This window comes from Collinsella sp. TF07-1 (genome assembly GCF_003437235.1).
In the GTDB taxonomy this organism is placed as follows: domain Bacteria; phylum Actinomycetota; class Coriobacteriia; order Coriobacteriales; family Coriobacteriaceae; genus Collinsella.
Genome location: NZ_QSRV01000012.1, coordinates 1 through 20,075, shown reverse-complemented (window position 1 = coordinate 20,075; position 20,075 = coordinate 1). Strand labels below are relative to the sequence as shown.

The window sequence follows — 20,075 nt, the reverse complement described above, 5'->3', positions numbered from 1 at the left end:
ATGTGAGGGCCGCGTGGCCGGCCCATTCCAACCACGCGGTTACCTCTGATACCAAATTAGCGAGCAGCAGACTCGAGCAGTGCCTTGACCTCGGCGGCGGTGTTGCAGGCGAGCGCCTTCTCGGCGAGCTCGTCACACTCGGCCTTGGTCCACTGGCTGATGGTCTTGCGGGCGCGCAGGATGGACGGAGCGCTCATCGAGAACTCCTCCAGGCCCCAGCTGATCAGCAGCGGCTCGAGCAACGGATCGGCAGCGGCCTCGCCGCACATACCGACCATGATGCCGGCCTTCACGCCGCTCTCGATGATGTTCTTGAGCGAGCGGAGCACGGCGGGATAGTAAACCTGGTACAGGTTGGAGATGGTGTCGTTGCCACGGTCGGCGCACATGGTGTAGCCGATCAGGTCGTTGGTGCCGATGGAGAAGAAGTCGGCGACCTCGGCCAGGCGGTCAGCGAGCAGCGAGGCTGCAGGCGTCTCGACCATGATGCCGACCTCGATGTTCTCGTTGAACTTGCGACCCTCTTCGGTCAGCTCGGTCTTGCACTGCTCGACGAGCTCCTTGACAGCCAAGACTTCCTCGACGCAGGTGACGAGCGGGATCATAATCTTGACGTCACCGAAGGCGCTGGCGCGCAGCAGGGCGCGGAGCTGGACCTTGTACTGGTCGGGGTTGGCCAGGCAGTAACGCACGGCGCGGAAGCCCATGAAGGGGTTCTCTTCCTTGACCATGTGCAGGTACGGAATCTCCTTGTCGCCACCCACATCGAGCGTGCGGATGATGACCGGAGCGCCCTTGAGCGCGCTGGCGACCTTACGGTAGGCGTTGAACTGCTCCTCCTCGGAAGGAAGCTCAGCAGAGTCCATGAACAGGAACTCGGAACGGAACAGGCCGATAGCCTCGGCGTCGTGATCGAGCGCGTTGGGTACGTCATCGGGGTTGCCGATGTTGCAGGCAATGATCTTCTTGATGCCGTCGGCAGTCACGGACGGCTTGCCGCGGAAGGCCTCGAGAGCCGCCTTCTCGGCAGCGAAAGCCTCGGCCTTGGCAGTGTAAGCGGCGAGCGTCTCCTCATCGGGATCGGCCTCGACGATACCCTTGCCACCGTCGACGACAACGGTCATGCCGTTGCGCAGTGCGGTGCAGCTGTTGGAAACCGAAAGGACAGCAGGGATCTCGAGGGCGCGCGCAATGATTGCGGAGTGCGACGTGCGGCCACCAGTCTCGGTGACGATACCGGCAACGTGCGCCTTATCGATCGTGGCGGTCATGGACGGCGTGAGGTCGTGCACGACAACGACGGTGTTCTCAGGCAGGACGGAAAGGTCGACGACCTCCTTGCCCAGCAGCTCGGCCAGAATACCGGTGCGGATGTCGGCGATGTCGGCCGCGCGCAGACGGAACATCTCATCGTCCATGGACAGGAACATGTTCTCGAACATGGTCGAGGTGTCCATGAGCGCCTGCTCGGCGCAGGTGCCGCCGTCAATGGCGGCGTTGATGGCGTCGGTCATGCCCGGATCCTGAGCCAGGACAATGTGTCCGCTCATGATCTCGGCCTCGGCCTCGCCCACCGTCTCCTTCATGTGGTCGGCCTGAGCCTGGGTCTTCTCGCAGAAGACCGAAAGAGCGGTCTGATAGCGCTCCTTCTCTGCTGCCGAATCAGCAACCTCGTGCGGCTCAAACGTCAAGTCGGGATCGACGGCGACCATAACGGTGCCGATTCCGATGCCCTCGGATGCGTTGACTCCCTGATACATTCCCATTCCTCTCTCCGTGCCATGTGATAAAGCGTTTTGCCATATCCATGACAAAAGAGCGCAGCTACCTTGATACAGGTCACTGCGCCCCCAAGTATGAACTTAATTGTTCAACATGCGACCCGTTTGAGTTCTACTCGCCAAGACCGCTCTTGATGAGCTCGATGGCAGCAGCCAGAGCCTCGGCCTCGTCGGCGCCGTCGCACTTGACCTCGACCTCGGTGCCGCAGGGGATACCAGCAGCCATGAGGGCCATCGGGGACTTGCCGTTGACCTCCTTCTCGGGGGTGACGACCGTCACGTCACAGGCGTACTTGCCCATGGTGGAGGCGAACAGACCAGCCGGACGCATGTGCAGACCCTGAGGATTAACGAGGGTAGCCTTCTCAGAAACCATAGTTGACTCCTTTTTTGTGTTTAACCCCTGTCATGCATGTGGCAGGAGTCAGATTCACGACGTTGTTTATATTAACTCACATCAAACGGTTTTTCATTGTGTTTCGCACGAATTGTTGGACAGTTGTCTGTTCTGTCCGCTTGCTCGCCCCGGACCCCGCGCGCGGGGGCCATGAGATTTCCTGCTCTACAGTCCTGCTCGCACGAAGAGCACATTAAGTGCTCTTCGGCTCGTGCGGAACTCGCGATAAACCTCATGGCCCCCGCGCGCGGGGTCCGGGGCGAGCAAACTGCGGAAACTCGGTCGGTCCAAAGTAATATCGTGCGAACGGAATTCTGGCTGATGACTTGTTCGCGACAAAGACTCGATAGGCAGCCCACTCTATGCCCTTTTGTAAGTTGCGGTGAAATAGGGACTGAATTTTGGGTTGAATCGTTTAAACAGTCCCCATTTCACCGCAACTTATGGGAGGGCATAGAAAAAGGCGGGGGCTCCTGGTGGAGTCCTCGCCTTTGTTACAGGGGGCGATGTTATTCGCGTACTGTGGGATTAGACCAGGCGGGCGTTGATCGTCTTGGCGATCTCGGCGGCGTCGGTGGAACCCTTGACGGTGCCACGGAAGTCCTCGTCCATGAGCGCCTCGGCGACCTTGGACAGGATCTTGAGGTGCGTGGTGCCAGCCTGGGCACCCGGGATGAGCAGAGCGATGGCCACGTTGACGGGAGCGCCGTCCATGGTGTCCCAACCGGTCACGCCAGACTCGTCCTTGACGACGATGACGGCAGCCTCGGTAATGGCGTCGGACTTGGCATGCGGGATGGCGAAGCCCTCCATCATGCCCGTGGTGCCCTCGGCCTCGCGGGCCAGGAAGGCGTTCATCACGGCGTCGGCGTCGCCGGCGATACCGGCCTTGACAGCCTGGTTGGAAACGAAGCTCAGAGCCTCGTCACGAGAAGCGAAGTCCTCGGCGACAAAGACATTCTCAACCTTCACGAAGTCGGCAGCCTCGGCCTTAGGGGCCTCAACGGCAGCGGCCTTGGAAGCCTCAACCGGCTTGGCTACAGGAGCGGCCTTCTGATTCTTCTCGAAGTCGTACTTCTTGAAGGCCACGAACAGGATGCCACCGACCACGGCGCCGATGAGGATCGCGAGGACCCACTGCGGGCCGTTCTCGACAACGGGCAGGACCAGGAAGCCGCCGTGAGGCGCCGGATCGTGAACGTTGAAGAAGATGGTCAAGATGGAAGCGATGGAAGAACCGACCATCATGATGGGCATGACGGGCCAGATGTTCTTGGTCATGAACGGAATGGCGCCCTCGGTGATGTGGGTGCAACCAAGGATAAGGTTGACGATACCGGCGTCATGATCCTCCTGGCTGAAGTACTTCTTGCCGACAACGACGGCGAAGGTGGTGATCAGCGGCGGAACGATGCAAGCGGCGGAGACGGCAGCCATGAAGTTGGTGCCGAAGTTGTAGGTCTCGGTGCCGACGCCAGCTTCGAGAGCGGTACCGAGCAGGAAGGTGCCAGTAGCGTAAGCAGCCTTGTTGACCGGGCCGCCCATGTCAAATGCGCACATGCAGCCGATGGCCAGGCCAAGGATCACCGGACCGGAGTTACCGAGGCTCTGCAGGAAATCCATCATGCCCTGGTTAATGGCAGCCATGGGGCCGGAAATACCGAGCATGACTAGGCCGACGATGGCGGTAGAGCACAGCGGATAAAGGAAGATTGCCTTCAGGCCATTAAGGCTCGCGGGAATTTTAGAGAAAACCTTCTCGAGCAGCAGGATGACATAGCCAGCGAGGAAGCCGCCGACGATGCCGCCCAGGAAGCCAAAGCCCACACCCGAGCCTCCAGCGTCGATCATGCCAGTATCGGCGTTAACGGGCAGACCCTGGATGGCAATCATACCGGCGACGAAACCGGGGACGAGCGCCGGGCGCTTGCCGATAGACTCGGCGATGTAGGCGGAGAGCACCGGAACCATGAGGTTCATGGCGATACCGCCGATAATCTTGAGCATCGCGGCAAAGCTGTTGTAGTCGGCAGCCGTCGAATCAAAGGACGTGATGCCCCACAGGAACGAAATGGCGGTCAGAACACCACCGGCAACGACGAAGACCAGCATGTGGCTGACGCCGTTCATGAGGTGCTTGTAGATGACGTGACCGATGGACTCCTTCTCCTCGACCTCGTCCTCGACATCGGCGGCAGCGGCAACCGTGTCGTCGCCCTTGGCGGCGAGCGCGCGGTCGATCAGCTTTCCGGCGGCCTCGACGGACAGGGCCTTGGAAACACCGACGGAAACCATGGGCTTACCGGCGAAACGCTCAGCCTGGACATCCTTATCGGCTGCGACGACGACGGCCTTGGCACCGGCGATCTCGCTCTTGGTGAGCTCGTTCTCGACACCGACCTGGCCATGAGTCTCGACCTTAATGGTCAGACCTCGCTCGGCAGCTGCCTTCTCCAGCGCCTCCTTCGCCATGAAGGTGTGCGCAATGCCGGTCGGGCAACCGGTCGCGGCGATGATGTCAAACTTAGCCATGTGTCCCTCCTTCTTGAGTACTGCGCCCGCAGGCGCTCCCCTAAACGCGCTTCAATGCGCGTTTTTCCACACTTGAAAGATACCAACCTACCGTCCGCGTGAGAAGAGATAAGGCGCAATTCTCCGGTGAAAGGTTCTTTCATAACCGTAAACGGTAAGTGAAAGTTTACCATCAACACTTGAAACGGCAAGGTGTATCTTGTAATTGAAAATGCACGTATACTATGGCATTGAAAAACGAGTCCGATTTTCAATGCCAACCAGGAGCCATCCATGACCGATAGCAGCAAGAGCGCGCTCTCCCTTATTAGCACACACAAAGGGTACAGCGATTCCGAGCAGCGCATTGTCGACTATATATTGGAGCACCAGTCCGAGGCGCCGCGCCTGACGGCCGCCCAGCTCTCACGAGCCGCTGCCACGTCCGAGGCGACGGTTTCGCGCTTCTGCCGCAAGCTGGGCTTTGGCAGCTTCCGCAGCTTTCAGTTTTCGTTGGCTCGCGACTTGGAGAGTCAGCGCAACGAGGGCCTGACCGACGAGGTCTCGCTCGACAACATGGAGCAGAGCCTTAAAAATATCCTCGCCGCCAAGGTGAGTGAGCTTAATGCGACCATCGACGGCATTGATCACGACACGTTGGCCGCAGTTGTGCACGCGCTTAAGAATGCCGGCGTTATTGAGTTCGCCGCCGTGGGCAATACGAACGCGGTCGCGCTCGATGCGACATTTAAGTTTTCGCAGCTGGGCCTTCGCTGCATGGCAAGCACCATCAGCGAGACCTCGATTGGTTTCGCGCTCACGTTGCGCCCTGGTGATGTTATCGTGTTGATCTCGAACTCTGGCAAGTCGCGTCGACTGAACCGCATGGCAAAAGCAGCTCGCGATTGCGGCGCCACTGTAGTCGTCATCAGCAGCGACAGCAAGTCTCCACTTGCGCGCCTAGCCGACTACACCTTTAATACCGTCAATCACGAGGCACTGCTGACAACGGGCGACTTCGCGTTCTCCAAGATGAGCGCCACGATGATCATAGAGGTCATCTACAACTTCCTGCTGCCCGAAATCGAGGACGCGCGCGAGCACATCAGCTACTACGAAGAGCTCATCCAGCCGGATAAGGTCGTAGAGTAGACATTTTAGGGAGCCGATAAACGCCACTCGCCACGAAACCGGCCTATCTACTACGTTTTATCCGTATGGCCCAACCACATACCGAAAATAGAGAAAACCGCAGGCGCTCTACCTGCGGTTTTCTTTTTGCAATTCTTGACATGGTTCCCGATGGCCTATTAAACGTAGTAGATGGGCCGGTTTCGTGGCGGACAGGTCGGACATGCATGTGGCGGCACGGCCTAAGCACGCGCTTCTTCCAGCATCTGCCTGGCGTGCGCTAGGCTTGCCTCGGACTGATCGCCGCTCAACATGCGGGCAATCTCGGCGGTACGCGCTTCGCCGGTTACCTCGTCCAAATGCGTCTGGGGAACATCGCCCGGCTCCTTGCTGACAACATAATGCTTGTCGGCCATGACGGCGACTTGCGCCAAGTGGGTTACGACAATCACTTGATGCGTAGCGGCAAGATCGGCCAGCACACCAGCAAGAGCACGAGCCGTGGAGCCGCCGACACCGGCATCGACCTCGTCAAATACCAGTGTGTCGACGCCGTCAGCATTACCCAAGACCACCTTGCTCGCCAGCATGACGCGGCTGAGCTCGCCGCCCGAGGCAATGCGGCGCAGGGGACGCGGCGTCAAGCCGACACCGCTGCGATACAAAAGCTCGTAGCTTGAAGGACCCGCCGGCGTCCACTCGGCGCGTGGAAGATCACGCGACTCCCAAACGAGCTCGGCGCCGCCCATCTCCAGGCGCGCCATTTGGCGGCCAACCTCGTGACAAAAACGCGGAGCAGCGGTATTACGCGCACGCTTGAGTGCCTTGGCGGCAGCGAACAGCTCGCGCTCGGCGCTCCCGAGTGCCTCACGCGCCTTTTTGATCTGTTCATCGCCATCATCGACCAGGGACAGCAGCTCTTGCGAGCGATCGCGCATGGCAAATACATCGTCCATGGTGGGACCCCACTGCCGCAGCAGACCCTTGAGGTCGGAATACCGCTCTCGCATGCGAGCGAGCTCGCGAGGATCGAATGCAACACCATCGCGATAAGCACGCAGCTCATTGGCGCAATCCTCGAGTGAGATGCAGGCGTCCGAAAGTGCGTCGGCGATGTCACCCAGTTTGCGATCGACGGTCGCCATGCGCGACAGTTCTGCCACAGCGCCGTTCACGGCATCGAGCGCTCCCCCTTCGGAAGTAATCGATGCATGGGCGTCGTTGGCCGTCGCCACCAGCACCTCGGCATGCTCGGAGCGCGGCAGCAGCTCCTCGAGCTCCTCATACTCACCCGGCTTGGGGTCGACCTCGGCGATACGCTCCAGAGCGAAGCGCGCCTCCTCGACGCGACTCCCCTGCGCACGCGACGCCTCCTCTACGCGACGGACCTCCTTGGCAGCCGCACGCGACGCCTTAAAGCAGGCACGGTACTTTTCCAGCGCCTCGAGCGCCGCGCGCCCAGCCCAGGCATCGACCATGGCAACATGATGTGACGGATCGAGCAGGCGCTGGTGTTCATGCTGGCCGCACAGATCCATCATCACGCCGACGCGCTCGGAAAGCTCGCGCACGCTGGCAATGCGACCATCAATCTTGACGCGGCTGCGGCCCTCGGCAGAAAGGCCGCGCTGCACGGTGAAGCCCTCCTCGTCGTGCGGGCCATCGAACAGGCGCGCCTCGACGCTCGCAAGCGCCTCGCCCTCGCGCACGATCGAAGAATCCGCGCGTTCGCCCAAAATGAGCTTAAGCGCCGAGAGCAGCGCAGTCTTGCCGGCGCCGGTCTCGCCGGTCAGGACAGTCAAGCCGGCACTCGGCACCAACGTCGCCTCGCGAATGAGCGCGATGTTGGAAACCTGCAGCTCATCGATCATGGCGAACTCCGTAGAACACGCGGCTTACCGAGTTGTAGAAGCTCTCAGGGCCATAGTCGAGCAGCAGCACATCGCCGGGACCGCGGCGCACGGCCACGCTCTCGACGGTGCCATCGCAGGTAATAAACTGCCCGTCGATGGCAATAGCCGGCACACTCGGGCGGTCATCGGACATAAAGATCTCGACGACATCGCTCGGCGAGGTCAAAAAGGCACGGGCCTGAATAGTATGCGGCGCGATAGGCACGCAAACCATACCCGTGTAATCGGGGCTTACGATGGGACCACCGGCTGAAAGCGCATAGCCCGTAGAGCCGGTCGCCGTCGACACGACGACACCGTCACCGCGCAAGCGATCGATATGGTGGCCCGACACGGTGATGTCGAACTCGACCATATCGGACAAGGGCCCACGTGTGAGCGCCATGTCGTTGAGGGCGAACGAACGCACGACGTCCTTCGTGCCGTCCTCACGCACGGAAACGATGTCTGCGGCGATGGTGGCGCGGCGGCTCACATGGAGCTCACCGGACAGGGCATCGCTCACAACCTGCAAAATATCGCGTTCCTCGGGACTCGCTGCGGTCAAAAAACCCAAATGACCATAGGAAAGACCAAGAATAGGAATCTCGCGGTAGTTGAGGATACGGGCTGCACGAAGCAACGTGCCGTCGCCGCCGAGCGTGATGACAAGATCGGCACCATCCACGTCGGGCGTACTCTGGATCTTGGAGCGCTGGTCGGCCGCCCATGCGACCTCGTAGCCCTGGCGCGAAAGCCAAAGCTCGAGCATCAGGCCGCTCTCGACCGCCTCTTGCTTGTAGTAATTGGGAACCAGAAAGACCTTCATAGCGTTGCAGCTTTCTCGCTCAAAGCCGATACCTGGGATTGCAGCTCATCGTCAGCGCGCTCCCCGGGGACAAACCTTGTGCCGTACAAGAAAAACTCAACGTTGCCCTTAGCGCCATGGATGGGCGACACACACACGTCAAGCGGGAACAGGCCCTTGACGGCAAAAAGCTCAATCGCCGCCACGAGCGTATCGCAGCGGACGGCGGGGTCGGTCACGATACCGCCCTCGCCCACCAGCGCAGCCGGCGCCTCAAACTGGGGCTTTACGAGCGTGCAGAACGAACCCGAAGGCTTCAGGCACGCCAGCACGGCGTCGATGATATTCGCGATGCTGGTAAACGAGACATCACACACAGTCAGGTCGATGGCGCCGGCATAGCCAAGCTCAGGCAGCTGCGTCACGTTTGTGCGCTCATGCAGCGTCACGCGATCGTCCTGACGCAGCGACCAATCAAACTGGGCACGGCCCACGTCCACCGAGACAACGGTCGCAGCTCCGCGCTTGAGCAGGCAATCGGTAAAGCCGCCGGTAGAGCAGCCCACATCCAGACAGGCAAGGCCCGTCGGATTGATGCCAAACGCATCGAGCGCGCCTTCGAGCTTAAGCCCGCCGCGGCCAACATAGGGAATGCGCCCCTTCACGTGCAGCGGCAGGCCCGGGGTCACCTTAAGGCCCGGCGAAGTCAAGCGCTCGCCGCCACTCGAGACCAAGCCGGCCATAAGAGTGCGAAGGGCATCCGCGCGATCGGCGCAGATGCCCTGTGAAATCAGTTCGTCATCGAGACGCACGCGTTTCATGAATGCCATCAACCATTCGTATCCGGGGATGCAGCCTGCCTATCTTGGGACTCGCTTGCCGCATCCTCATCGTATTCCTGCTCGAGCTTGTCGGCCTCACGCGGCGTCAGCTCAAACTTATCGACCATATCGACCGCACGGGAGCCAAGCTCAATCGCCTCGTCAAACAAATCGAGCGAACGCTCCAGGGACGTATCCTTGGAGCGAACGGTGGCGATGATCTGGTCCAGGCGATCCGATATCTCATCGAAGTTGCGGACGGAACCCTCTGGCATGGCTACTCCTCGACGGAGTCGGCCTCGACGGCCTCAGCAGCGTCCGCATCCTCGGCAAGTACACCGGCGGCAGCCTGAGCGGCAGCGACCTTTGCGGCCGCCTCGGCAGCCTGTGCCTCTTCGCGAGCGCGATCCTCGGCCAGCAGCTCTTGGTACAGGTCCTCGCCCGGCAGCTCCTCGCTGCGAGCGATCTTGCCCAGCACGCCGTTGACAAATGATGCGGACTGGTCGGTACCATAAGCCTTAGCAATCTCGACGGCCTCGTTGATGACGATGGCGTCCGAGACCTCCTCGTCGGTGAGGAAGCGCATCTCGTAGACGGCGATACGCAGCAGGTTGCGGTCGGCGCCGGGCATGCGCATAAGATCCCAGTTCTTGGCGACGGCGCGCAGGGCACAGTCGATGCGATCGATATGCTCGTAGGCACCACGGCAAAGCTCCAGCGCATAGGGGTCGAGGGGACCCTTCGAGATCAGGAAATCGCCCTCGAGGACGCGCTCGAGCGGGCTGTCCGTGGCCTCGGCCTGGAACAGCAGCTGCAGCGCCTGACTGCGGGCAAGCGTGCGCCCGCGATAAACCTTAAGGCTCAAAGGTTACTCCTTGGGGAAAACGAGGCCGTCGATGCAAACGTCAACGCGCTCGACCTCGACGCCCACCTGGGCATCGATGGCGGCGACCACGGCGGCGCGAACGGCCTCGGCGAGTTTCTTGAACGGATAGCCAAAGAACACCACGACACGCACGGTGAGTGCGAGCTTGTCGCCGACAACCTCGGCCTCGACCGCCGGCTCGGAAGCCGGGGCCTTGGACGAGAGCATCATGGAGACAAGGTTGGTGGCAAGGTCCTTGACGCCAACGGAGGCGATGCCCTCGACATCCGACACGGCGCGCGAGACGATGGCGGTCAGAACATCGGGCGAAATGCCGATGCCGTCAATCTTGATTTCCTGGGGCATGAGTCCTCCTAGAAGAGTTGGTTGCTAGACGCGGGAGACGAACTTGCCGTCGCGGGTGTCAACCTTAATGACCTCGCCCTCGTTGAGGTACATGGGGACCTGGATGACAGCGCCGGTGTCGATCGTGGCCGGCTTGGTGGAACCCTGGACGGTGTCGCCCTTAAAGCCCGGGTCGGTCTGGACGATGGTGGTCTCGATGAACATCGGCGGGGTCACGCCCATGAGCTCATCGTCGGCAAAGAGCAGCTGGCAGATGTCGTTCTCGCGCAGCCACTTGGAGTTCTCGCCCACCATGTCCTCGGGAACGGGAACCTGCTCATAGGACTCGTTGTCCATGAAGATGTAGTCGGTGCCATCGTTGTAGAGGTACTGGAACTCACGGGTGGTGAGCATGACGCTCTCGAACTTGGTGCCGGCGTTGCAGGTGTTCTCGACGACGCGGCCGCTCTTGATGTCGCGGGTCTTGTAGCGCACAAACGCGCCGCCCTTGCCCGGCTTGACATGCTGGAACTCGACGATGGTGTAGACCTTGTCCTTAATGCGGAGACCGAGGCCGTTCTTGAAGTCGGCGGTAGAAATGGTAGGCATAGCGACCTTTCTTGTTATGGGCAGAACGCACAAGCGTCCAAATTACATACGAACAAAATTATACACTTGCAGACGGCGCCTGCAGCGAGCGCATAAAAAGAGAACGCGGGGCGTCCGAATCTATCCGAACGCCCCGCCTCAAAAATCTATCGAAATGAGCTAGCAATCGATGACGTGGAGGTCATGCGGCGTCTTGGTGAAGGGCTCGTAGCCGTTCTCGGTGACCACGCCGTAGTCCTCCAGGCGCACGCCGCCCACGCCGGGCAGGTAGACACCGGGCTCCATGGTGATAACCGAGCCAACCTCGATGATATTCTTGCTGCGGTTAAAGTTGGGCAGCTCGTGGATGTCGATACCGACGCCGTGGCCCAGACCATGGTTGTAGTAATCACCATAGCCGGCATCGCCAATGATCTTCTTGGAAAGCTTGAAAATGTCGTTGCCCTCGACGCCCGGATGAATGGCGGCAACGCACTCCTCGTGCGTACGGCGCACGAGCGCGTACAGGTCGAGCTGCTCCTGGGTAGGCTCGCCCATCACGACGGTGCGCGTCATGTCAGAACGATAATCGCAGTAGCCCGCGCCGTAATCCATGAGGACGAAGTCGCCCTTCTCGATCACGCGGTCGCTCGGGACGGCATGCGGGTTGGCGGTATTGGGGCCGCTCGCCACGATGGAGCCGAAGGCCAGGCTATCGGCACCGTTAGCGAACATAAAGTTCTCGAGCTCGTTGCGGACCTGCTTCTCGGTCATACCGGGCTTAATATAGCCGAGCATATGCTGGAAGGCGGCGTCGGTGATCGACTGCGCGTGGCGCATGAGCTCGATCTCCTCGGCGTCCTTGATGGCGCGCATCTTACGGATGTCGTCATGCATCAGCGGCAGCATGCAGGCAACGGAGCGGTCCTCCAGGCCACGCTGAATACCCTGGTAGAAATTGATCTGCATGTCGTCCTCGACAGCGCAGACGCGGCACTTGTTGGCCGCGATCTTGCCGGCGACCCAACCGGGAATGGTGCCCTCGTCCATGTCGTAAACCCAGGGGCTGCCGGCGGGCGTGTTCTCCTCAAAGCTGTTGAGATAGCGCGAGTCGGTATGGAACAGGCACTGGTCGGCCGTAATAAACGCAGCATGCGGGAACTCGAAGGTGTAATCGAAGACGCCCTTGACGCCCGTAAGCCAACGAAGGTTGGCCTCGTCGCGCACCACGATAGCGTCGTAGCCACGCTCAACCATCAGGGCACGGACACGCTCGATACGACCGGCGGGACCGGCAGCAAACTCTGACATGCAGATTCCTTTCTTGTTGTCTCAAAAAGTGCGGGACGGGTCTCAACCGAACGACGGAATCGCGCGCGATTCGCAACCGATTGGAAACCCGCCCCTCAACATGATACGAAAGACGATGTATGTCAATAAATCCTAGAGAAGTTCTTTGCGAGAAGCCAAGTATGCGCGAGCATGGCGGTCGAGAACCTCGTCCTCAACGCTCGTTAGACGAATGGCGCCGAGCGCCGCGGGCAGCGGCAACATGCTGCGGTTCGAGCGGACAAACTGCTGCCTGCGGAACTCCTCGATATATGAGGCAGGCTCCAGATCGAAGGCAAGCTCCTCGATACCAAAGTCCTCCAGGCAGTCATCGACCTCAAAGACGAAATCGATATCGAAGTCACAGGCATCATGTGCTAGGCGCGCCTCAAAGCGCATGCCCTCGGACAACAGCTGGTAGGCAGGGACCTGCGACGCGGCATCGACCAAGCAGGCGCGCAGGGTACGCTCCCCCGTCTTGCCAAAATCGAGCGCATGGCGGGCGCTCGGGTTCGTGGCCATCAGTACGTCCTTACGTGCAGTCTGAGACCACTGAACGGCATTGACGAGCGCGACCTCCTCGCCCGCGAGAATCTCGGGGACGGTCTCGGTAAACTGATTCCAGCGGGACTTGCTGCTCGAAAGCATGGTGCCAACAAGTACCGCATAGCCGAGCTTGAGATCCTCGGGGTCCGCTTCGTGAACAAGGTCGAGGTCACACACGACCAAGCCCGGTTCGGGACGGAACGCGATGGCGGGAAGCGCATTGGCCGACGAGGCGACGAGCGGCTTCATGGTCGTCGCGACCGTGAGCATGGCGTCGAAGGTCGTCGGCAACAGCGCGCACTCAGTTCGGCCGCACCACTGGTTGGCGCACCAGCCAACAACCGAGCAGGTTGCGGCATCGCCAACGGCGACAACCAGATCGTCGCAGGTAACGCCGTTGGCAGACAGGGCACCAAAGATAGCATCGGCATCGGCCAGCGTAGCACCGGCAGGCGAAACCTCGAGGACGAGCATCGACACGACAAAACCGGCGTCGACCAGCGCATGCTCGACAACCTCGCCAAAACGCTCGGATGTAGCGTCGTTCCAAACCACCATCGCGCGCTTAGGCTTGCCCACAGCCGAGGCAAACATGCGCGGCAGCTCCTCGAACGCGCCCAATCCGACGCGGACATCGACACTGCGGTTTTGGAAATTGATAAGTTGACGGCGAATCATAGCAGTCCACGCTCCAAAAGCATCTCGGCACAAAGGTAGGAAACGTCCTCGAAGGACTTGTTGCGAATATCAAGGGTAATATCGGCGGCCTGACGATACAGCGGACGGCGATGCTCAAACAGGCGCGCAGCGTGCTCGGGCGAGCGGAAATCGGGCCGGGTATCGGAGCGGCGAATCTGGCGCAACGAGTCCTCAAAGTCACCTTCGAGGTACACACAGGTACCCATCTCGTGCATCAGCTCAATGTTCACCGGCGTCTCGACGATGCCACCCCCGCACGATACCAGCAGGCTGCGCTCGCTTTGAAGCGAACGGAGTGCCGAGGTCTCGAGCTCGCGAAAACGATCCTCACCCTCGGTCTCAAATATCTCGGTCACCGACTTGCCGCATCGACGCACAACCAAACGATCGGTATCGATGAATCGACGCTTGAACATAGTGCCCACGTTGCGCGCAAGCGTCGACTTGCCCGCGCCCAAAAATCCGATAAAGAAGATATGGTCGCAGCCGTGTTTGATGTGCTGAGACATGGCGAAACCTATTCCTCGCAGGGAAGGTCGCGCAGGGCCCGGCGCTCAAAGATACGGAAGATCTGCGTGTACCACAGGTCCTGGGTTGCCTGCGGCTTGACCAGAATAGTGTCAACGCCGGCAAAGTTACCGCTCCACACGTCCGTATAAAGCTGGTCACCGATCAGCACGGCCTCGTCGGCCGTGGAGCCCAGACGCTTAAGACCCGCCTTCAGGGCAAACGGGGCGGGCTTCATGGCGTGGCTGATGGCCTCGAGCCCCAGCTCGCGTGCCGATGCCATGACCTGGTCGCGATGCCAGTTATTGGACACCATGCACAGCTTAAAGCCCTTGGCATGGGCGGCCTCGAGCCAAGCGGAAACCGCAGCGGGGACCTGCTCGGTATCGCGCGGAACCAGGGTGTTATCGCGGTCGAGTAGAATGGCGCGCTTGCCGTCGGCCCAGAGGGTATCGAGGTCGATGCGGTCGACTGAGGCAACATATCGTTTGGGGCTAAAAATCCTCATGATCAATTCCAAGACTGTTGGTGCTCTTCGTAGGTCTTCGAGAAATACTCCTCGTCCTGTGTAATGTAGAAATACAGGTCATCGGAGTCGGTCGGCTCAAGGGTAGCCTTGAGCGCCTCGAGCGACGGAGAGCAGATAGGCGTGGGCGGCAGGCCCTCGTGCTTATAGGTGTTATACGGGCTATCGCTCTGCAGGTCGTCGGCGGTAACCTCGCCGCCGGTGACATACATCATGGTCGCATCGCTATTGAGGTAACGCAGGCCATCGAGCTTGCCAGCCAGACGGTTATAGAAAACCGATGCCACATGCGCGCGCTGATCGGCGTTGAGGCCCTCACGCTCGACGATCGAGGCAAGGTTAACGATGTCGTAATCGGACATCTCCACGCCATAGCGCCCCTTGATCTTGGCCTCGCAGCTGGCAAAGTCAAGCGACTTATACTCGGCGTTGAACTGGTCAAGCATGGCGCGAATCACATCATCGGCAGACGGGTCCTTACCCAACGAATAGGTCTTGGGGAATAGGAAGCCCTCGAGTGAATCGTTTGCAGCGTCTTTAAGAAAAGCGTAATCATTCACATAATTGCTCGCCTTGGCCTGGTTAAGGAAATCTTCCTTAGAAATGCTGTCGTATGCCGCGGCCACACGATCGGCGACCTGGTCGACCGTCAGGCCCTCAGGGATAGTCAGTGCATCGGAGCCCGCATTGGGGCCTTCCATGAGCTGCTGAACAACCTTGGTCGCGTCCATGAGCGTGGTAAACGAGTAGGCGCCAGGCTTAAGCGACATATCGGCATTGAGCTTTTTGACCGCCGCGTAATAATCCTTGGGGTCTTCGACGATATGGTTCTCGGAGAGAATCGAAGCGATGGTATCACCCGAGGCGCCATCGGGAATCGTAATAGTAACTTGCTGGCCAGCAGCGACTTTCGCATCCTCGCCGGCAAAGAAGCCCTTGACGGCTGGCACGACAAAGAAAACGATCGCGACAAGCGCAAGCACGGCGATGACGCCACCGATAATCATGGGCACCGGAGAGCTTTTCTTTTGGACGCCACGGCGGGCATGCGTGTTATAGCTCGAGCGCGTGGCCGGAGCAACGCCGTGCGAGCCATGAGCATGATGTGCGCGAGAGCGTGATTGCGGGGCCTGTCCCTGCGTGCGCTGGGCAGGAGTCTGCTGCTTAAAACGAGCGCCGCCAGCAGGCTGCGCGGGACGAGCTGCGGGCTGTTGAGCAGCACGCTGAGTAGGCTGAGCCGAACGCTGCATCGGCTGCCCCGGGCGCTGGCCAGGCTGAGCAGGGCGCGGCACGGGCTGCCGTGTACGATTCTGCTGGCGCGGATCGGAAGCGCTAGGCATGCGAAACCTCCTCGTTTTTACGATCGAGCCATGTCTGCAAGAACAGGCTGGCGGCGATCATGTCAATCTTGCCCCTCATCTGCTTTTCGTTGAGTCCCTGCTCTCGCAGGATTCGCTTGGCCTCCTGCGAGGACAGACGCTCATCCTCAAACTCCAGCGGAAGTTCGAGCTCGTCGGCAATCTTTTGGGCCACGGCGGCGACGCGCTCGGCCTGGGGGCCAGGCTCACCGGCCATGGTCAAGGGACGTCCGCTTACCAGGATATCGGGCTCATAGTCCTCGACCAGGTAGCGAAACGTCTTTGCCATACCAGTGACCTCGGCAGCCGGAAGCACCTTGACAGGCATCGCCATCTTGCCATCACGGCTCGAGACGGCAATGCCAATCCTGGTCTCCCCTATGTCCAGTGCGAGCGCGACCACAGCGACTACTTAGGTTCTTAAGCGCCGAGCGCGGTCTTGGCGGCCGCGAGGGCATCGGCGATACCGGCGGCGTTCTTGCCACCGGCCTGGGCCATATTGGGACGACCGCCACCGCGACCGTCGACCAGGCCCGCGATCTGCTTGATCACGTTGCCGGCATGGAAACCGGCCTTCACGGCGTCATCGGAGCCGGCGGCGAGCAGGGCCGGGGTGCCCTTCTCGGTCACGCTGGCGACGACGCAGGCGACGGGGCCGGCAACCTTCTGGTGCACGGTATCCCAGACGTTGCGCAGGTCTGCGGCCTCGAGACCCTGGAGCTCAGCGACGACGAGCTTGTAGCCATTCAGCTCGACAGCGCCGTCGATGGCGCTGGAAATGGCGTCGGAGGAGCCACCGGTCAGAGCCTTCTTGAGCTTGTTGGAAGTCTCGCGCAGCTCGGCCTGCAGGTTCTCCACGCGGGCGGGAACCTCGTCGACACGGCACTTGAGCGCAGCGGCAGCGGCGTCAACGAGCGCCAGGCGGTCGGCCATGTAATCGAGAGCGCCCTTGGAGGTCACGGCCTCGATACGGCGGACGTTCGAGCCCGTAGAGGACTCGGAAATGATCTTGAACAGACCGATCTCGGCGGTATTGGCGGCATGCGTGCCACCGCAGAGCTCGCGGGAGAACGGCTGGTCCTCGGCGCCCACGGAGACGACGCGGACAACGTCACCGTACTTCTCGCCAAACAGGGCAACAGCACCGGCGGACTTGGCCTCGTCGATGCCCATGACGCGGGTCACGACCGGCTTGGAAGCAAAGATCTGCTGGTTGACCAAGTCCTCGACAGCCTTGAGCTGCTCGGAAGACAGAGCCTCGAAGTGCGTGAAGTCAAAGCGCAGGTGCTCGGGCGTCACCAGCGAGCCGGCCTGGGAGACATGCTCGCCCAGGACCTGCTTAAGCGCGGCGTCGAGCAGGTGGGTAGCGGTGTGGTTGCGACGCAGGAAGCCACGGCGCTCGGCGTCGAGCGAGGCGGTCACGGTAGCACCGACGGTCAGCGTGCCCCCGGCGACGTGGGCGACGTGGGCATACAGGCCGTTGTGGTTCTTGGTATCGGAAACGGTCAGCGCAACGCCCTCGGCGGAAAGCTCGCCGGCGTCGCCCTGCTGGCCGCCCATCTCGGCGTAGAACGGGGTGCGGTCGAGCACGACCTCGACGTCCTCGCCCGCAGCGGCGGACTCGACGGACTCGCCGTTGCGCACGATGGCGACAACCTTGGCGCCCTCGATGACGTCATTGTCATAGCCGTCGAACTCGGTCGCGGCAACCTTGTCGGAAAGCTCGACCCACACGTCGTTGAAGCTGCCCCAGGCATCGCCCTTGGCGTTGGCGCGGGCGCGGGCCTTCTGGTCCTCCATGCAAGCGGTGAAGCCGTCCATATCGACGTCGTGACCGGCGGTGCCGGCGATCTCGACAGTCAGGTCAATGGGGAAACCAAAGGTGTCATGAAGCTTAAAGGCAACATCGCCCGGAAGGACAGCGCCGTCGGTGAGCGCGGCCAGGGCCTCGTCCAGGTAAACGCGGCCGTTGTCGAGCGTCGTTGAGAAACGCTCCTCCTCGGAGGCGACGATGCCCTTAACGAGCGCGACGTTCTTGAGCAGCTCGGGATATGCCTCACCCATCTGAGCATTGACCTCGTCGATAAACTTGGTCAGGAAGGCGCCCTCAATGCCCAGCAGGCGACCGTGGAACACGGCGCGGCGGAGCAGGCGGCGCAGGACATACTCGCGACCCTCGTTACCAGGCAGGATGCCGTCCGAGATCATAAAGTCGACGGCACGGGAGTGGTCGGCGATGATGCGCAGGGAGCGGCTGGCGCCGGAGTAATCGTCGGCGTCATAGGTCTTGCCGCTGATCTCCTCACCGAGCTTGATGAGGTGCTGCATCAGATCGCCGTCGTAGTTAGCGGTCTTGTGCTGCATGATAGCGGCCATGCGCTCCAGGCCCATGCCCGTATCGAGGTTGCGGTGCGGCAGCTCCGGCATGGAGCCGTCCTCCTGGCGGTCGTACTGGGTAAACACGAGGTTCCAGAACTCAAGGAAGCGATCGCAGTCGCAGCCGGGCTTGCAGTCGGGGCTGCCGCAACCGACCTCCTCGCCCATGTCAAAGTAGATCTCGGAGCACGGACCGCAGGGACCGGTGGGGCCAGCGGCCCAGAAGTTGTCGTCCTCGCCCAGACGCGAGATGTGATCCTCGGCAACGCCCAGGGAACGCCACACGTCATGGGTCTCGTCGTCCTCGGTAAAGACGGTGAAGTACAGGCGGTCGAGCGGCAGCTTGAACTCCTTGGTGATGAGCTCAAAGGCCCAAGTGCAGGCCTGCTGCTTGGAGACGCCACCAAAGGAGAAGTCGCCGAGCATCTCAAAGAAGGACAGATGACGGCCGTCCTCGCCGATGCAGTCGATGTCGTTGGTGCGAACACACTTCTGACAGGAGATTGCGCCGATCTCCTTCATGGTCTTCTTGCCCTGGTAGTACTCCTTAAACTGGTTCATGCCGGCATTGGCGAGCAGCAGCGAAGGATCGTCGGGAACGAGGGACGAAGAAGGATAGAGCTTAAGACCGCGCTCCTCAAAGAAGTTGAGGAACTTAGAGCGAATCTCGGCCGTAGTCATTGACGGGTAGTCAGCACTCATAGAGGGAATCTCCTCGGTTTCACATCGAAACAGTTCAAACGTAACGATATTACCATCCCACTGCGCCTGTGCAAAAAAGAGGGCCGCCAAACAGCGACCCTCCAGCGAAAGTGCATGTTATTTAGGACTAAGCAATCCTTTGAAAAAAATGTTTAAAAAAAAAGCGATATACTAGATATAACGAAACAACGAACTGAATAAAGAATACAAAAAAAGAGCCACGACCAGTTAAAGCCTGAGAAACTTTAACTGCGAGCCTTAATTGATTACCACCAATCAATTAAAGAAGTCGAGACCCAAAATTTGGTAAAGTATTTAATTACTTTATTAATCAGATACTTAAATATCTGTAAACCCATTATATCGGGTTTTTGAGGGGATTTCAAGTCTTTAAGAAGATACCAGGCAATCAATTAAGAAAAACTTAGTTGATTGCCTTTTTTGTTGTGATTCAACTTTGATCGTAGCTTCTAACTAATTAATTTTCGTAAGAAAGGAGAACAGCTGAATGAATATCCCTTTTGTTGTAGAAACTGTGCTTCATGACGGCTTGTTAAAGTACAAATTTAAAAATAGTAAAATTCGCTCAATCACTACCAAGCCAGGTAAAAGTAAAGGGGCTATTTTTGCGTATCGCTCAAAAAAAAGCATGATTGGCGGACGTGGCGTTGTTCTGACTTCCGAAGAAGCGATTCACGAAAATCAAGATACATTTACGCATTGGACACCAAACGTTTATCGTTATGGTACGTATGCAGACGAAAACCGTTCATACACTAAAGGACATTCTGAAAACAATTTAAGACAAATCAATACCTTCTTTATTGATTTTGATATTCACACGGAAAAAGAAGGTTGATTTTCAATCTCAACGCAACAGCCTGAACGGGCCC

The 20,075-nt window shown here is 59.7% G+C and carries 19 protein-coding genes; 2 read left to right on the top strand and 17 right to left on the bottom strand.

What is annotated here, in order from left to right:
- Positions 1-56: 56 nt before the first annotated feature.
- The 3 genes from ptsP to DXC67_RS05955 form a co-directional block, all read right to left on the bottom strand.
- A complete protein-coding gene (ptsP, locus tag DXC67_RS05965; protein WP_055250441.1) occupies positions 57-1,760 on the bottom strand; it encodes a phosphoenolpyruvate--protein phosphotransferase in 1,704 nt (567 codons plus the stop codon).
- A gap of 133 nt (positions 1,761-1,893) precedes the next feature.
- Complete coding sequence (locus DXC67_RS05960) at positions 1,894-2,157, bottom strand: HPr family phosphocarrier protein (RefSeq protein ID WP_022094575.1); 264 nt, start codon at positions 2,155-2,157, stop codon at positions 1,894-1,896.
- A 549-nt stretch (positions 2,158-2,706) separates the two neighbouring features.
- Entirely contained in the window at positions 2,707-4,710 is a 2,004-nt protein-coding gene (locus DXC67_RS05955) for a fructose-specific PTS transporter subunit EIIC (protein ID WP_117637711.1), read from the bottom strand.
- Positions 4,711-4,983: 273 nt separating this feature from the next.
- Here DXC67_RS05955 and DXC67_RS05950 point away from each other — a divergent pair, with 273 nt between their 5' ends.
- Complete coding sequence (locus tag DXC67_RS05950; protein WP_117637710.1) at positions 4,984-5,841, top strand: MurR/RpiR family transcriptional regulator; 858 nt, start codon at positions 4,984-4,986, stop codon at positions 5,839-5,841.
- A gap of 221 nt (positions 5,842-6,062) precedes the next feature.
- Here the strand turns inward: DXC67_RS05950 and DXC67_RS05945 are convergent, their stop codons facing one another.
- From DXC67_RS05945 to alaS, 14 genes are all read right to left on the bottom strand, one after another.
- Entirely contained in the window at positions 6,063-7,691 is a 1,629-nt protein-coding gene (locus DXC67_RS05945; protein ID WP_117637709.1) for a DNA repair protein RecN, read from the bottom strand.
- Entirely contained in the window at positions 7,681-8,541 is an 861-nt protein-coding gene (locus tag DXC67_RS05940; protein WP_117637708.1) for an NAD(+)/NADH kinase, read from the bottom strand. The genes DXC67_RS05945 and DXC67_RS05940 overlap by 11 nt, the downstream gene beginning before the upstream one ends.
- Entirely contained in the window at positions 8,538-9,341 is an 804-nt protein-coding gene (locus DXC67_RS05935) for a TlyA family RNA methyltransferase (RefSeq protein ID WP_117637739.1), read from the bottom strand. Before DXC67_RS05935 ends, DXC67_RS05940 begins: the two co-directional genes overlap by 4 nt.
- A gap of 8 nt (positions 9,342-9,349) precedes the next feature.
- Positions 9,350-9,616, bottom strand: a complete 267-nt coding sequence (locus DXC67_RS05930; RefSeq protein ID WP_117637707.1) for an exodeoxyribonuclease VII small subunit — start codon at positions 9,614-9,616, stop codon at positions 9,350-9,352.
- 2 nt (positions 9,617-9,618) lie between these two features.
- The gene (nusB, locus tag DXC67_RS05925) at positions 9,619-10,206 is read right to left on the bottom strand and encodes a transcription antitermination factor NusB (RefSeq protein WP_147327755.1); all 588 of its coding nucleotides are present in this window, start codon (positions 10,204-10,206) and stop codon (positions 9,619-9,621) included.
- A gap of 3 nt (positions 10,207-10,209) precedes the next feature.
- Positions 10,210-10,572 carry an Asp23/Gls24 family envelope stress response protein gene (locus DXC67_RS05920; protein WP_006233982.1) on the bottom strand — a complete coding sequence of 121 codons (363 nt, stop codon included), beginning with the start codon at positions 10,570-10,572 and terminating at the stop codon, positions 10,210-10,212.
- A gap of 24 nt (positions 10,573-10,596) precedes the next feature.
- Positions 10,597-11,160: an elongation factor P gene (gene efp / locus DXC67_RS05915; protein ID WP_006233983.1), complete on the bottom strand. Its 564-nt coding sequence runs from the start codon at positions 11,158-11,160 to the stop codon at positions 10,597-10,599.
- A 159-nt stretch (positions 11,161-11,319) separates the two neighbouring features.
- Positions 11,320-12,450, bottom strand: coding sequence for a Xaa-Pro peptidase family protein (locus tag DXC67_RS05910; protein WP_117637706.1), 1,131 nt, complete (start codon positions 12,448-12,450; stop codon positions 11,320-11,322).
- 132 nt (positions 12,451-12,582) lie between these two features.
- Entirely contained in the window at positions 12,583-13,692 is a 1,110-nt protein-coding gene (locus tag DXC67_RS05905) for a hypothetical protein (RefSeq protein ID WP_117637705.1), read from the bottom strand.
- On the bottom strand, positions 13,689-14,222 hold the full coding sequence (locus DXC67_RS05900; protein WP_099431675.1) for a shikimate kinase: 534 nt from the start codon (positions 14,220-14,222) through the stop codon (positions 13,689-13,691). The genes DXC67_RS05905 and DXC67_RS05900 overlap by 4 nt, the downstream gene beginning before the upstream one ends.
- An 8-nt stretch (positions 14,223-14,230) precedes the next feature.
- Positions 14,231-14,728 (bottom strand): YqeG family HAD IIIA-type phosphatase, encoded by a 498-nt coding sequence (locus tag DXC67_RS05895; RefSeq protein WP_117637704.1) that lies wholly within the window; start codon positions 14,726-14,728, stop codon positions 14,231-14,233.
- Between the two features lie 2 nt (positions 14,729-14,730).
- The gene (gene mltG / locus DXC67_RS05890) at positions 14,731-16,086 is read right to left on the bottom strand and encodes an endolytic transglycosylase MltG (RefSeq protein WP_233503182.1); all 1,356 of its coding nucleotides are present in this window, start codon (positions 16,084-16,086) and stop codon (positions 14,731-14,733) included.
- Complete coding sequence (gene ruvX, locus DXC67_RS05885) at positions 16,079-16,507, bottom strand: Holliday junction resolvase RuvX (RefSeq protein WP_089571740.1); 429 nt, start codon at positions 16,505-16,507, stop codon at positions 16,079-16,081. Before ruvX ends, mltG begins: the two co-directional genes overlap by 8 nt.
- 17 nt (positions 16,508-16,524) lie before the next feature.
- Positions 16,525-19,182 (bottom strand): alanine--tRNA ligase, encoded by a 2,658-nt coding sequence (gene alaS / locus DXC67_RS05880; RefSeq protein ID WP_117637702.1) that lies wholly within the window; start codon positions 19,180-19,182, stop codon positions 16,525-16,527.
- Between the two features lie 508 nt (positions 19,183-19,690).
- Here alaS and DXC67_RS05875 point away from each other — a divergent pair.
- Positions 19,691-20,041: a hypothetical protein gene (locus tag DXC67_RS05875; RefSeq protein ID WP_233503181.1), complete on the top strand. Its 351-nt coding sequence runs from the start codon at positions 19,691-19,693 to the stop codon at positions 20,039-20,041.
- The last annotated feature ends 34 nt before the right edge of the window (positions 20,042-20,075 follow it).

Coding starts and splice junctions, on each gene's coding strand:
- mltG (WP_233503182.1), bottom strand. CDS start 16,086: ATGCCTAGCGCTTCCGATCCGCGCCAGCAGAATCGTACACGGCAGCCC.
- DXC67_RS05950 (WP_117637710.1), top strand. CDS start 4,984: ATGACCGATAGCAGCAAGAGCGCGCTCTCCCTTATTAGCACACACAAA.
- ptsP (WP_055250441.1), bottom strand. CDS start 1,760: ATGTATCAGGGAGTCAACGCATCCGAGGGCATCGGAATCGGCACCGTT.
- DXC67_RS05895 (WP_117637704.1), bottom strand. CDS start 14,728: ATGAGGATTTTTAGCCCCAAACGATATGTTGCCTCAGTCGACCGCATC.
- DXC67_RS05955 (WP_117637711.1), bottom strand. CDS start 4,710: ATGGCTAAGTTTGACATCATCGCCGCGACCGGTTGCCCGACCGGCATT.
- DXC67_RS05910 (WP_117637706.1), bottom strand. CDS start 12,450: ATGTCAGAGTTTGCTGCCGGTCCCGCCGGTCGTATCGAGCGTGTCCGT.
- DXC67_RS05935 (WP_117637739.1), bottom strand. CDS start 9,341: ATGAAACGCGTGCGTCTCGATGACGAACTGATTTCACAGGGCATCTGC.
- efp (WP_006233983.1), bottom strand. CDS start 11,160: ATGCCTACCATTTCTACCGCCGACTTCAAGAACGGCCTCGGTCTCCGC.
- DXC67_RS05940 (WP_117637708.1), bottom strand. CDS start 8,541: ATGAAGGTCTTTCTGGTTCCCAATTACTACAAGCAAGAGGCGGTCGAG.
- DXC67_RS05900 (WP_099431675.1), bottom strand. CDS start 14,222: ATGTCTCAGCACATCAAACACGGCTGCGACCATATCTTCTTTATCGGA.
- DXC67_RS05875 (WP_233503181.1), top strand. CDS start 19,691: ATGAATATCCCTTTTGTTGTAGAAACTGTGCTTCATGACGGCTTGTTA.
- DXC67_RS05960 (WP_022094575.1), bottom strand. CDS start 2,157: ATGGTTTCTGAGAAGGCTACCCTCGTTAATCCTCAGGGTCTGCACATG.
- DXC67_RS05920 (WP_006233982.1), bottom strand. CDS start 10,572: ATGCCCCAGGAAATCAAGATTGACGGCATCGGCATTTCGCCCGATGTT.
- DXC67_RS05930 (WP_117637707.1), bottom strand. CDS start 9,616: ATGCCAGAGGGTTCCGTCCGCAACTTCGATGAGATATCGGATCGCCTG.
- DXC67_RS05905 (WP_117637705.1), bottom strand. CDS start 13,692: ATGATTCGCCGTCAACTTATCAATTTCCAAAACCGCAGTGTCGATGTC.
- DXC67_RS05945 (WP_117637709.1), bottom strand. CDS start 7,691: ATGATCGATGAGCTGCAGGTTTCCAACATCGCGCTCATTCGCGAGGCG.
- alaS (WP_117637702.1), bottom strand. CDS start 19,182: ATGAGTGCTGACTACCCGTCAATGACTACGGCCGAGATTCGCTCTAAG.